The following is a 13,121-nucleotide window of genomic DNA, read 5'->3' on the forward strand; positions in this document are numbered from 1 at the left end:
TGCCCGGCATGACCCCCGAATCGCTCTACCAACAGGCCCTGCACGACCGCGGCTTCGTCCCCGACCCCGCCCAGGCCGCCGCCATTGCCGCCCTGCAGGGCTGTTTCGACGCGCTGCACCAGCGCCAACCCACCCAGGGCCTCTACCTCTGGGGCCCGGTCGGGCGTGGCAAGACCTGGCTGATGGACCTGTTCCACCGTTGCCTCGAGGTGCCGGCCCGGCGCCAGCACTTCCACCATTTCATGGCCTGGGTCCACCAGCGCCTGTTCCAGCTCAATGGCACCGCCGACCCACTCAGGGCCCTGGCCCGCGGCCTGGCCGAAGAAATCCGGGTGCTGTGCTTCGACGAATTGTTCGTCAGCGATATTGGCGATGCGATCATTCTCGGCCGCCTGTTCCAGGTGCTGTTCGACCACGGCGTGGTCATCGTCGCCACCTCCAACCAGCCACCTGCGCAGCTCTACCGCGATGGCTTCAACCGCGAGCGCTTCCTCCCGGCCATCGCCGCCATCGAACGGCATATGCAGGTACTGGCGGTAGCCGGCGAGCAGGACCACCGCTTGCATCCGGGCGCCCAGCGGCAGCGTTACTGGGTTGTCGAACCCGGGCAGCCAAGCGCACTCGAAGCGGTGTTTCGCCAGTTGAGCCCGCAGGTGCCTGGCAGCGATCAGCCGTTGCAGGTCGGCTCTCGGCAGATCCGTACGCTGCGCCATAGCCAGCACGCGCTCTGGTGCCAGTTCAGCGACCTGTGCGAGCAGCCCCTGGCGGCGATGGATTTCATGGCCCTGTGCGACCGCTTCCCGGCGATCCTGGTCAGTGGCATCCCGGCCCTCGGTGGCGTCCAGCAAGCCGGGCGCATTGCCCGCGGTACCGAAGATGGCGCCGCGCGCGTCGTGGCCGGTGATCGCGTGTTGCCGACGCTGGCGCCCAAGGATGACAGCGTGCGCCGCTTCATCGCCCTGGTCGACGAATGCTATGACCGGCGGGTGGCACTGTACCTGGAAGCTGAGGTTCCCCTGGATGCGCTCTACACTCAAGGGTATCTGGCGTTCCCGTACCAACGGACCCTGAGCCGGCTACGGGAGATGCAACTGCAACGCTTCGCCTGAAGGAGCCGACCATGCAGCCACTGTCGCAGCACTTGCTGACCCAGGCCTATAACAATGGCTGGGCCAACCACCGTTTGTACAAGGCCTGCCTGCAACTGAGCCACGACGAGTTCGTCGCCCCGCGGTGCAGTTTCTTCCCTTCGATCAAGGCCACCCTCAACCACTTGCTGACGGTGGACTGGTTCTACCTCGATGCGCTGGAGTGCGAGCGGCGCGGCGAGGCGCCCGACCCGGATGGCGAGCGCTTCTTCCAGCCCGAGCAGCCCTTCGTCACCTGCAGCGACCTGCAGGCGCAACAGGCCCAGGCCGACCAGCGGCTGATCAGCTATTGCCGGCAGTTGAGCGATGACCAGTTGGCGCGTTATGTGAGCATCGTGCGCCCGGAGCGGGTGCAGCGTGAGCAGCGTCTGCGCCTGTTGGCGCACCTGTTCGAGCACCAGATCCATCACCGCGGGCAAGTGCACGCCATGCTCAGCGATACCACGGTCAAGCCACCGCAGTTGGATGAATTCTTCTGCGAGGAAGAGGCCGGTTTACGGGCGGATGATTTCGCCGAGTTGGGGTGGAGCGAAGCGCTGGTCTGGCCCAAATGAACGAGAGCGGTCAGTGAACGGCGTTACCCGCCGTGAAACCAGCCCAGGGTAATCATCGCCACCACGATGTAGCGCCCGCCCTTGGCCAGGGTGACCAGCAGCAGGAAGCGCCAGAAGGGTTCACGCATGATCCCGGCGATCAGCGTGAGCGGGTCGCCGATCACCGGCATCCAGCTCAGCAGCAGCGACCACTGCCCCCAGCGCTGGTAGCGCTGCTGTGCGCGCTCGAGCTGGCTGGCGCTGAACGGGAACCAGCGCTTGTCGCGCAAGCGCTCGATGGCCCGGCCCAGCAGCCAGTTGACGACAGAGCCCAGCACATTGCCCAGGGTGGCGATCAGCAGCAGGGTGGCCCAGGCCTCGGGCTGGCGCAGCAGCAGGCCGACCAGCACGGCTTCCGATTGCAGCGGCAGCAGCGTGGCGGCGCCGAAGGCGCTGAAGAACAGCGCCCAGAGGCTGAGCATCAGTAGTTGGCGACCACGGTGTCCTGGCCGTCGCGGGTGACACCGATGACCTGGTAGGCATCCTTGTGGTCACCCATTTCCATGCCTGGCGAGCCCATGGGCATGCCGGGGACGGCGAGGCCCTTGAGGTCGTCGCGCTTGGCCAGCAGGCGCACCTGCTCGGCCGGTACATGGCCTTCGACGAACTTGCCGTTGATCACGCCGGTGTGGCACGACGCCAGGCGCGGCGCCACACCCAGGCGCTGCTTGACCGCGCTCATGTTCGGTTCGACGTGGTCATTGACGGTGAAACCGTTGTCGCTCAGGTGCTTGATCCATTCCTTGCAGCAGCCGCAGTTGGGATCGCGGTACACGTCGATGGTTTCGCCAGCCTGGGCGAGGCCGGTGACGGCCAGCAGGCCGAGGGTAAGCAGGTGCTTGCGCAGCATGGTGAAACTCCTGTGAAACAAAAATGCATCTTGTTGGTGAGTGCGCACTACTGACCCTGTGGGAGCGGGTTTACCCGCGAAAGCGTCAGTGAACCCATTGCCGCATTCGCGGGTAAACCCGCTCCCACACGGCCGGCGTTCAGCCTCAGAAACGTAGTCGGACCCCGGCCACCAGCCGGGTCTGGCCAATGTCTTCGCCATCCTCCCGGGCCTGATCGGCGCGGTTGCCGTACAGGCGGTTGAAGCTGACCCCGACGTAGGGTGCAAAGCCGCGGGTGATTTCGTAGCGCAGGCGCAGGCCCACTTCGCTTTCGGCCAGCCCCGAGCCCTGTTCGCGGCCAGCGTCGTTGCGCCCGAAGAAGTTGGCTTCGACGGTCGGTTCGAGGACCCAGCGATTGGTCAGCAGCATAGCGTAACCGGCCTCCAGGCGCAGCGCGGTCTGCTGTCGCTCGCCAGCGTAGGCGGTGGCCTCCAGTTCCAGGCCATACAGCGGCGTGCCCTGGATGCCGAAGGCCGCCCAGCTCTGGCCGCTGGCGGGCTTGAAGTCCTGGCGCACGCCGCCGACCAGCTCCCACCAGGGGCTGATGGCATGCCCCCAAAGGGCCTGCAGCTCGGCTTTGTGGGTCTTGCCTTGTTCACGCTCGCCCTCGGTGCGCAGCCAGAGGCGGTCGATGTCGCCACCCACCCAGGCCGTGGCGTTCCAGTTCAGCGCGCTGCTGTTCTCGAAGTTCTGGTACTCCAGCTGATCGACGATCACTGCCCAGTTGATGGCGCGGTCGTGTACCTGGTGACCGGGCAGCGGCGGGAAGGCGGCGCGGCGGTCGGCGTCGGTGATCACCGGCAATGGGGTACGGGGTTGGGTGATGGCGGGCGCGCCGTGATTCATCTGGCCATGATCCATCTTGCCGTGGTCCATGGGCATGGCTCCGTGGTTCATCTGTCCGTGGTCCATGGGCATGGCGCCGTGGTTCATGTGCTCCATCCCGGCGGCCAGCGCCCGCTCGCTGGCCAGCAGGGCGAACAGGGCGACGCCGGTGGCAATGCGGCGGTTGGTCATCTCATTCATCGACGCGTACCTCGCGGAACATGCCGGTCTCCATGTGGTAGAGCAGGTGGCAGTGGTAGGCCCAGCGGCCCAGGGCATCGGCGGTGACGCGGTAGCTGCGTCGGCTGCCCGGCGGCATGTCGAGGGTGTGCTTGCGTACCAGGAAGCGCCCCTGTTCATCCTCGAGGTCGCTCCACATGCCGTGCAGGTGGATGGGGTGGGTCATCATGGTGTCGTTGACCAGGGTGATGCGCACCCGCTCGCCGTATTTCAGACGCAAGGGTTCGGCGTCGCTGAACTTGATGCCGTCGAACGACCAGGCGAAGCGCTCCATATGCCCGGTCAGGTGCAGTTCGATGTCCCGTGACGGTTCGCGGCCGTCGGGGTCGGGGTAGGGGCTGCGCAGGTCGGCGTAGGTCAGCACCCGGCGGCCGTTGTCGCGCAGGCCCAGGCCCGGGTCTGAAAGGTTGGGGCGTGGGGCCATGGTCTGCATGTCCACCAGCGGGTTGTCGGTTTCGCTGGCAGGGTGTTGCTGCATGCCCGACATGGCTGAATGGTCCATGCCTGCCATGCTGCCGTGGTCCATCGTGGCCATGTTCGAATGATCCATGCCTGCCATGTTGCCGTGGTCCATCGTGGCCATGTTCGAATGATCCATGCCGGCCATGTTGCCGTGGTCCATCCCGGCCATGTTCGAGTGGTCCATCCCGCCCATCCCGCCATGGCCCATGTCATCCATGGTCAACACCGGGCGCGGATCGGGCGCGGGCACCGGTGCCTGCAGCCCGGCGGCGCGGGCCAGGGTGCCGCGGGCGTAGCCGGTGCGGTCCATGCTCTGGGCGAACAAGGTGTAGGCCGGCAGGTCGCCTACGGTCACCAGCACGTCGTAGGTCTCGGCCACTGCGATACGCAGCTCGTCCACCGTCACCGGGGTGACCGGCAGGCCGTCGGCGGCAATCACCGTCAGTTGCAAACCCGGGATGCGGAAGTCGAAGTAGGTCATCGCCGAGGCGTTGATCAGGCGCAGGCGCACGGTTTCGCCGGGCTGGAACAGGCAGGTGAAGTTGCCATCCGGCGGCTGGCCGTTGAGCAGGTAGGTGTAGCTGGCAGCGCTGATGTCGGCCAGGTCGGTCGGGCTCATGCGCATTTTGGCCCAGGCCCAGCGATTGTCTGCCGCGTTGGCGAACCCCTTGTCGGCCACATCGTCGATGAAGTCGCCGACCGTGCGCTTGTCGTAGTTGAAGGCGTCGGACTGCTTTTTCAGCGTCGCCATCAGGTCTTGCGGCGCTTGGTCCGACCAGTCGCTGAGCAGCAGCACATGGTCGCGCTGGTACTGATGCGGCTCGGGTTCGCGCGGTTCGATGACGATGGCACCGTACACCCCGGCCTGTTCCTGCAGCCCGGAATGGCTGTGGTACCAGTAGGTGCCGCTCTGCTTGAGGGTGAACTGGTACAGGTAATCGCCGCCCGGTTCGATGCCGGCGAAGCTCAGGCCCGGCACGCCGTCCATGTTGGCCGGCAGGATGATGCCGTGCCAGTGGATCGAGGTGTCCTGGTCCAGGCGGTTGCGCACCCGCAGGGTCACGGTGTCGCCTTCGCGCCAGCGCAATTGCGGGCCGGGCAGGCTGCCGTTGATGGTCAGCGCGGTGCGTGGCTTGCCGGTGATGTTGACCGGGGTCTGGCCGATGAACAGCTCGAACTGCTGGCCGCTGAGGTCGTGCAGCGGCAGGCGGCCCTCGGCGGCCTGGGCCAGCGGGCGCCACAGGCCGAGGCCGGCCAGGGCGGTGGCGGCGCCCAGGCCCTTGACGAAGGTGCGGCGGGTGGGGGTAGGTGGCATGGCGTGGTCTCGGTGGTGGCCGTGGCCCCCATCGCGGGGCAAGCCCGCTCCCACAGGCGTGTGGGAGCGGGCTTGCCCCGCGATGGGCTGCGAACAGCCCGAATATGAGCCACGATCCTCGCCGCCAGCGCCTGTCAGTCACCTGAGGCGTGCATTACAGATTTGTCAGGCAGGCGCCTCGGCGTTGTCCAGGTCACGCATCAGCAGGCCGAACTCCAGCGACACCTGCTCGGGGATCGGCAGGTACACCACGTGGCCATCACCCGGTGCCACTTCGATCGCCTGCTGCTGGCGGTCGTGCAGGCGGTGCAGGTCGAAGTGGTAGTTGCCGCGCGGGGTCATCAGTTCCAGGTGGTCGCCCACGGCGAAGCGGTTCTTCACTTTCACTTCGGCCAGGCCGTCAACCCGCACGCCGGTCAGCTCGCCAACGAACTGCTGGCGCTCGGACACCGAATTGCCGCGCTGGTAGTTCTGGTACTCGTCGTGCACGTGGCGGCGCAGGAAACCCTCGGTGTAGCCGCGCTGGGCGAGGGACTCGAGGTTGCCCATCAGGCCCCGGTCGAACGGCCTTCCGGCCACCGCGTCGTCGATGGCCTGGCGGTACGACTGCACCGCCCGGGCACAATAGAAGTGCGACTTGGTGCGGCCCTCGATCTTCAGCGAGTGCACCCCCATCTGCGCCAGCCGCTCGACATGCTGGATGGCGCGCAGGTCCTTGGCATTCATGATGTAGGTGCCGTGCTCATCCTCGAAGGCCGGCATCTCTTCGCCCGGGCGGTTGCTCTCCTGCAGCAGGAATACCTGGTCGGTGGGCGCACCCAGCCCCAGGGTCGGTTCGAATTCACGCACGATATCGCCGGTGGCGTTCTCGGTGGCCGGGGTGGCCTGGTACTTCCAGCGGCAGGCGTTGGTGCATGAGCCCTGATTGGCATCGCGCTTGTTCAGGTAGCCCGACAGCAGGCAGCGCCCGGAGTACGCCATGCACAACGCGCCATGGACGAACACTTCCAGCTCCATCTGCGGCACCTGCTGGCGGATCTCTTCGATCTCTTCCAGCGACAGCTCCCGCGACAGGATCACCCGCGTCAGCCCCATCTGCTGCCAGAACTGCACGCTGGCCCAGTTCACCGTATTGGCCTGCACCGAGAGGTGGATGGCCATCTGCGGGAAGTGTTGGCGCACCAGCATGATCAGCCCTGGGTCGGACATGATCAGCGCGTCCGGGCCCATGGCGATCACCGGCGCCAGGTCCTTGAGGAAGGTCTTGAGCTTGGCATTGTGCGGGGCGATGTTGACCACCACGTAGAAGCGCTTGCCCTGGGCCTGGGCCTCCTGGATGCCGAGCGCGAGGTTGGCGTGGTCGAATTCGTTGTTGCGCACCCGCAGGCTGTAGCGCGGCTGGCCGGCGTACACCGCGTCGGCGCCATAGGCGAAGGCATAGCGCATGGTCTTCAGGGTGCCGGCGGGGGCGAGCAGTTCGGGCTTGGCGGGTGGGGTCATGGGTGCGCACCAGGGGCAAAAGGCGCGGATGCTACGGCGGCGGCGCGGCGCCGGTATTGATCTGGGTCAACGGCACTTTTGCGGTTATGGCGCGCACTAAAGTGTTGAGCCCCTGAGGAATGCCCATGAACGAGACCGTGTTGCAGAACAAGGCCCTGACCGCGCTGCTGGCGCTGGTGACCATTGCCTTCATCTGGATTCTCTTGCCGTATTTCGGCGCGATCTTCTGGGCGGTGGTGCTGGGCATCCTGTTCGCGCCATTGCAGCGTCGGCTGCTGTTGCGCCTGGGCGGGCGGCGCAACCTGGCGACGTCACTGGCACTGCTGGTCTGCCTGCTGATCGCGGTGCTGCCGGTGATCATCATCAGCATGCTGCTGGTGCAGGAGGGCGCTGCGCTGTACCAGCGCGTGGAGAGCGGCCAACTGGACATTGCCGGCTATATCGAACGCGGCAAGGACATGCTCCCCAACTATGCCCAGCATGCCCTGGACCGCATGGGCATGGGCAACCTGGACGGCCTGCGCGACAAGATCACCAAGTGGGCCACCCAGGGCAGCCAGTTCCTGGCGGGCCAGGCGTTCAGCTTTGGGCAGGGCACCTTCGAGTTCCTGGTGAGCTTCGGCATCATGCTCTACCTCTTGTACTTCTTCCTGCGCGAGGGCGCCGAGGTGGCGCGCAAGCTACGCCAGGCCGTGCCGCTGCCCGAGCAGCAGAAGCGCCGCTTGCAGCTGAAGTTCAAGCGCGTGGTGCGGGCCACGGTCAAGGGCAACCTGCTGGTGGCGATTACCCAGGGCGCGTTGGGCGGGTTCATCTTCTGGGTGCTGGATATCCCCAGCGCGCTGATCTGGGCGGTGCTGATGGCGTTCCTGTCGCTGCTGCCGGCGGTGGGCGCAGGTATCGTCTGGGCGCCGGTGGCGGCCTATTTCATCCTGACCGGGGCGACCTGGCAGGGCATCGTGCTGACCGCTTTCGGGGTGCTGGTGATCGGCCTGGTGGACAACCTGTTGCGGCCGATCCTGGTGGGCAAGGACACGCGCATGCCGGACTACCTGGTGCTGGTGTCCACCTTGGGCGGGCTGGCGGTATTCGGGCTCAATGGCTTTGTGATCGGGCCGTTGATCGCGGCCTTGTTCGTGTCCAGCTGGGCGATCTTTGCCTCGACCAAGCCACAGGTGCAGTTGCCATGAATCAACCGCCTTTTGCCAGGCGCAGACCACGCGGGCCAGGCAGTACCAGATTGCCGCTCCAGACCAGATGGAAGCGCTCCAGCCCTGGCACCAGGGCGTTGACCAGGCTGATCCCCTGGGCGCCCCGAAACACTTCGCAGATGCCCACCTGATGACCGTGCCGATTGAAGTCGTCCACCAGCACCTGCAGTTGCTGGGTGACCGTCTGTGCCGGTAGCGGTTCTGGCAAGGTGCAGTAGTGGCTGTTATCCAGCAGGGCTGCTATATCGCGCTGCTGGCAGCGTTGCAGCCTTGGCCAGGCCGCCAGTGCACCCGCTGCCTGCTGCAACTGCTGACTGGCCTGTGGCAATCGGCTGTTGAGTTGCAGCTGTACCAGCTCGCTCAAGGCGCGCTGCATGCCGTGCCAGGGGTCGAGTGAGGCGCCGCAGCCGACCACGTTGGCCTGCAAGGGCGAGGCCGGGCGAAGGCACAGGGCCAGGAAGCTGCGGCTGGCGAACTCGTTGCTGATGTCCAGCACGGCAATGGGGTTGTCCAGGCAGCGTTCGGCCTCGCCCCACAGGCGTGAAAGCGCCGAGCTGGCCGCTGGGCGCAGCACCTGGAGCACGGGTTCGCGGCGCTGGTAGTAGAAGTGGCGCAGCATGAACAGCGACAGCGCATCGCGCTCGATGATCTGGTTCAGGGCGTGCAGCAAAGCCTCGTCGCGGCTGGCGCCGATTGCTGCGCCATCGTTGCTGCTGTAGCGCCTGAGCCCACGGTGGTCGAAGTCGTCACCTGGCAGTGGCTGGTCGGCGTAATCAGGGCGGGTGATGCCGATCGGGTAGTCGAACAGCGGCTTGGCGTGGAGGTCGGTGTAGCGCTGGCATGCCAGGTATCGGTCGGGCTGGGCCTTCAGCCAGGGCAGCAGGAAGTCGCCTTGCAAGTGCGCCTCGCAGGCCAGGCTTGCGCTGCTGCGCAGGTGCAACTGGCGTGGCTGGTGCTCGTCGAGGTAGTGCTCGAGCGCCTCGAAGCGTGCGCCTACACGGGCTTCCTCGAGCCTGCCCTTGCCGCTGCCCTGCGCAATCCTGCCGGTTGCCCCCTCGCTCAGGCGCATCAGCACCGAGCCAAGCCCGTTGCCCAGAACGGTTTCTTCGAGGCGCAAGCCAAGCAATGCCAGTTGCTCTTCGACGCGTACCTTGGCCACGTCCAGGCTGTATTCGCGTTCGGCGGGTCTGTTCATGAGGGCTTCTGCTCCAGTAGGGGCATAGGGCGGAGCAGTTGGTAGAACTGGAACAACTGCAAGGAGCCGGGGACCGCGGCCAGGCTGCTGGCGACTTGCAGGCCAAGCCTGCGCGCCTGCAGCTCGACGTCGAACAACACGCTCGATTGGCCGAACACCAGAGCCATGCCGCCGGGACGGATCAGGTCGGTGAGTTGCTCGAACAGCGCGAGGGCGCAAGCGCGCGTCATCATCTCGGCGTTCAGGAAACGCAGGATCAGCACGTCGCAACTGCTCGCTGGCATGACCGGCGCATGGGCGTCGGCGATCTCGAAACTCAGGTTCGGCAACCGATGGTTGGCTGTCGCATGGTCGATCATCGCCGCTGAACGGTCCGCTCCCACGCAATGACTGTTTGGCAGTGCGCGCGCCAGCGCGGCGATGAAGGTACCGGTGGAACACGCAGGATCATGAATGATTGCGCCGGGGCGCAAGCCGTGCGTGAGCAGGGCGATGCTGGTGTCGCGAAAGTGCTGTTCCTGGCGGTCCAGACGATTGGCCAGGCTTTGCGGGGCATCCCAGAAGCTGGGGGGCGCGACCTGCTCCCGGCATTGTGTGTCCAGTTCCGGAAACGGGAAATGGACCCTATGGCCCGAAGACGTCAGTGCTCGCCGGAACAGCGCCTTGCATTGGCTGTCGGTCAGCGGCTGGTAGCGGCAGTGCCAGCCCTGCTCGTCCCAGCGTGCCTGCAGTAGTGTGCCCAGCAGCATGTCGGGTGTCAGGCGGCTATCCAACTCGCCGTTGGCGCCCGGTACCCGGCGCCCCAGATACTCGATACCGTCGACCCGCAGCAGAAACAGGTTGTTGAGCCCGGGGCCAACTGGCTCGCTTATCCAGGCGCTCGATGTGATGCCGACTTGCTCCGTGACGGGCAAGGCAAGTACACAGGCCAGGTATCTGGCCTGTGCCTCGAACAATTCGCGGTTGATGGGCCTTTCGGTGGCTGATGGCATGGGGGCTCCCAGGCGCAAGGTGGCCTGTTGGCCCACCTTGCGCAAACACGTTACTCGTCGTTCAGTTGCTGCTTCTCGTGCTCAGCCAGGTGCTGCGCATCGATCTGCTGAGGCTGCACTTGGGTGGGTGCCTGGGTGATGGCCTCGGACGGCTCTTCGTGCTGGGAGTTGAAGCTGTAACCCATGTAGATGCCCATCTTTGATTCTCCGTACAAGTAGTGGTGCAACGACCATTTCGTTGCCGTTGGAATTCTTGCGAATCACCACTGCCTGTTTAAATGGGAGTTGTTTCCCTCTGCCTTGGTGCCAGTAAGGAATACGGATGGGGTAGGGGAACGCATGAGGGCGTAAAACCGGCAGCGCGCGATGGGAAAAGGCCTTGGCCTGCGTGGCGTTTGTATCTGCCGAGGCTGCAATTGCAGATGAAATAATTGTGGGTAACAGGGCGTGATGGCGCAGGCTTGTAGGTTCTGTTCAGTGCCGAAGCGGGAATAGCCTCAAGCGTGCCGGCGTTGTTTACCCAGGCCTGTAAGTCAAACCTTGCTCGATGGGCGTTGCGCCGCGCCTTGGTGAAGTAACTCCATCAAGACGCGTATTCAGTGCCGGCCGTTGGCCTAACGGAAACTGTAAGAAACGCCCAGATAAGCGGCGAAGCCTTCCCCCGGCGTCGAACGGGCGACATCCTTGCCGCCATCGTCATACCCCGGCGTCACCGTCGCCGCATAGCGCTTGTCGGTCAGGTTGCGCAGGTCCAGCCAGGTCTGCCAGTCACGTTTCGGCGAATCCCAGCCCAGCCGCGCGCCGAGCAGGGCGTAGGCGTCGGCGGGGTAGCTGTTGGCGTAGTCCACCTGCACCTTGGAGGCCATCTGCGTATTCACGCCGACGTAAAAACCCGCCGGCCAGTCGTAGCGCAGTTCGGCCTGGTAGTAATGCATGGGGATGCCGGGCAGGCGGTTGTCGCCGAACTTGTCGTCGTCGCGGTAGTGAAAGTCGCTGAAGGTGTAGGCCTGGCGCAGGCTCAGTCTGCCAGTGCCGGGCTGCTCCCATAGCGTGCTGTCCAGGCCGGCTTCGACGCCCTGGTGCACCGTGGGGCTGGCGTTGAATTCCTTGGGCAGCGCCCCTTGCACGATCTCCACGGCCAGCAGTTCATGGCGAACCTGCGAGTAGTACCAGGCCAGGTCCCAACGGCCCAATGCCGAATCGCCGCGTGCGCCCAGTTCCAGGGTGGTGGCGGTCTGGTTCTGCATTTCGATCGGCTGGGTCGCCGATGTCGAGCTCCAGACCAGCGACCACGGGTGCGGCGGCTCCACCGAACGGCTGAGGTTGCCGTATACCTGCAGGTCCGGGCGGATGTCGTAGCGCAGGCCCACACGCGGCGCGTAGTCCCAGTCGTGCTGGCTGACCTTGCCGCCCGTGGCGGGGTAGCTCACGTCGCTCTCGCGACGGGTGTAGATCGCGGCCAGCCCGGTGGTCAGCCACAAGTCGGGGATCAGCTCGAGGTCGTTGCCCACATGCAGCACGGTGTCCGAACCCTGGTAGCTGAAGTCGCGGCTGCGGGCGCCGAAGTTGTCGCCGCCGCTGCGGGCGAACTGCGAGGCACCGCTGTTGGGCAGGTGCTTGGTGGTGCGCCAGCCGACCGTTGTCTTGCTCTCGTGGCCGAACAAGGTGTCGCGACGCAAGTAGTTCAGGGTGCCGCTGACATCGGTGTAGGCAACCTTCAGGCGCATCGGGCCTTCGCGCAGGTCCATGGGGAAGTCGTGATAGACCAGCCCGGCCTCCAGGCGCGAATCGTCGTCGAGGAAGAAGGTGGTCTTATTGCCCACCCAGGTGCTGCCCGGCTGCGGGCGGCTGTCGTCGCGGGCCAGGTAGGCGGCGTTGGCAGCGCGCGGGTCGTGCTTGATCTGGTCCTTGGTCAGGCGCCCGGCAAGCTCGTTCTCGGTTTCGCGGTAGCGCAGGTAGAAGCGTGTTTCCAGGTTCGGGTTGAAGCGGTAGCCGAGGTTGGCGGCGATGCCCTTGGCGCTGCCACTGCTGTGCGCCTGGTAACCGTCGTATTCCGAATCGGTCAGGGCCACGTAATAGTCGAGGTTGCCCAACACCTGGCCGCTGCTGACATGCCGGTGCTGGTAGCCACGGCTGCCGACCTCGTAGCGCACCTGCAAAGGCGCGGCATCGTAGCCGGTATGGGTGACGTAGTTGATCGCCCCGCCCAGCGCGAGGGCGCCTTGGTCGAAGCCGTTGGCGCCGCGCAGCACTTCGGCGCGGCTCAGCCACAGCGGCTCGAACAGTTCGTAGGGCGTACCGCCGGGGCCGGTGAGCGGCAGGCCGTCGAGCATCGTGTACACGCCCGAGCCGTGGGCACCCGGCGCACGGTTGATGCCCGAGCCACGGATCGACAGCTTGATGCCATCGTTGCCCGCCGACTGGGCGAACACCCCGGGCTGGTAGGCGAGCACGTCCTGATTGGTGGCCACCCGGCCCTGACCCACCTTGTCCATGTCCACCAGGTTGCTGGCGCCGGGGATCTCGCGCAGGCGTTGGGCGGCGGCTTGCTGTTCGGTCTGCCCCTCGTCGTTGATCAACACCTCGCCGAGCTCGACCGCAGGTGCAGCCAGCGCAGGCTGGGTGGCACTGAAAGCAACCAGCAGGCTGATGCATGACGAGAAAGGCAAAACGCAACGCATTGTACGACTCCGGGCGAAAGGCGAATGGATAGCGGCGGTGAGACGAGCGAAATGCCTCTCGGAGCACGAAGA

The 13,121-nt window shown here is 65.6% G+C and carries 12 protein-coding genes; 3 read left to right on the top strand and 9 right to left on the bottom strand.

All coding sequences use genetic code 11. The annotated features are described in order from the left end of the window. Positions 1-8: 8 nt before the first annotated feature. Complete coding sequence (zapE, locus tag RTH46_RS05535; protein ID WP_153786858.1) at positions 9-1,109, top strand: cell division protein ZapE; 1,101 nt, start codon at positions 9-11, stop codon at positions 1,107-1,109. An 11-nt stretch (positions 1,110-1,120) separates the two neighbouring features. Next, positions 1,121-1,702: a DinB family protein gene (locus RTH46_RS05540; RefSeq protein ID WP_316905186.1), complete on the top strand. Its 582-nt coding sequence runs from the start codon at positions 1,121-1,123 to the stop codon at positions 1,700-1,702. Positions 1,703-1,725: 23 nt separating this feature from the next. Here RTH46_RS05540 and RTH46_RS05545 read toward each other — a convergent pair whose 3' ends face one another. From RTH46_RS05545 to yegQ, 5 genes are all read right to left on the bottom strand, one after another. After that, complete coding sequence (locus RTH46_RS05545) at positions 1,726-2,163, bottom strand: YqaA family protein (protein ID WP_153786856.1); 438 nt, start codon at positions 2,161-2,163, stop codon at positions 1,726-1,728. After that, positions 2,163-2,591, bottom strand: a complete 429-nt coding sequence (locus RTH46_RS05550; protein WP_125464796.1) for a DUF411 domain-containing protein — start codon at positions 2,589-2,591, stop codon at positions 2,163-2,165. Before RTH46_RS05550 ends, RTH46_RS05545 begins: the two co-directional genes overlap by 1 nt. 145 nt (positions 2,592-2,736) lie before the next feature. Continuing rightward, entirely contained in the window at positions 2,737-3,657 is a 921-nt protein-coding gene (locus RTH46_RS05555) for a copper resistance protein B (RefSeq protein WP_316905187.1), read from the bottom strand. Continuing rightward, complete coding sequence (locus RTH46_RS05560) at positions 3,650-5,473, bottom strand: copper resistance system multicopper oxidase (protein WP_316905188.1); 1,824 nt, start codon at positions 5,471-5,473, stop codon at positions 3,650-3,652. Before RTH46_RS05560 ends, RTH46_RS05555 begins: the two co-directional genes overlap by 8 nt. Before the next feature lie 165 nt (positions 5,474-5,638). Next, positions 5,639-6,973 (bottom strand): tRNA 5-hydroxyuridine modification protein YegQ, encoded by a 1,335-nt coding sequence (yegQ, locus tag RTH46_RS05565; RefSeq protein ID WP_316905189.1) that lies wholly within the window; start codon positions 6,971-6,973, stop codon positions 5,639-5,641. A 125-nt stretch (positions 6,974-7,098) separates the two neighbouring features. Between yegQ and RTH46_RS05570 the strand changes: the two genes are divergently transcribed. Then, positions 7,099-8,160, top strand: coding sequence for an AI-2E family transporter (locus RTH46_RS05570; RefSeq protein ID WP_153786852.1), 1,062 nt, complete (start codon positions 7,099-7,101; stop codon positions 8,158-8,160). A gap of 1 nt (position 8,161) precedes the next feature. Here the strand turns inward: RTH46_RS05570 and RTH46_RS05575 are convergent, their stop codons facing one another. From RTH46_RS05575 to RTH46_RS05590, 4 genes are all read right to left on the bottom strand, one after another. After that, positions 8,162-9,376: a YcaO-like family protein gene (locus tag RTH46_RS05575; protein WP_316905190.1), complete on the bottom strand. Its 1,215-nt coding sequence runs from the start codon at positions 9,374-9,376 to the stop codon at positions 8,162-8,164. Then, on the bottom strand, positions 9,373-10,368 hold the full coding sequence (locus RTH46_RS05580) for a class I SAM-dependent methyltransferase (RefSeq protein WP_316905191.1): 996 nt from the start codon (positions 10,366-10,368) through the stop codon (positions 9,373-9,375). Before RTH46_RS05580 ends, RTH46_RS05575 begins: the two co-directional genes overlap by 4 nt. 50 nt (positions 10,369-10,418) lie before the next feature. Beyond that, entirely contained in the window at positions 10,419-10,565 is a 147-nt protein-coding gene (locus tag RTH46_RS05585) for a hypothetical protein (RefSeq protein WP_153786849.1), read from the bottom strand. Positions 10,566-10,982: 417 nt separating this feature from the next. Beyond that, the gene (locus RTH46_RS05590; protein WP_316905192.1) at positions 10,983-13,049 is read right to left on the bottom strand and encodes a TonB-dependent receptor family protein; all 2,067 of its coding nucleotides are present in this window, start codon (positions 13,047-13,049) and stop codon (positions 10,983-10,985) included. Positions 13,050-13,121: the final 72 nt, after the last annotated feature.

It is taken from the genome of Pseudomonas sp. zfem004 (assembly GCF_032621715.1).
GTDB classification, from domain to species: domain Bacteria; phylum Pseudomonadota; class Gammaproteobacteria; order Pseudomonadales; family Pseudomonadaceae; genus Aquipseudomonas; species Aquipseudomonas sichuanensis.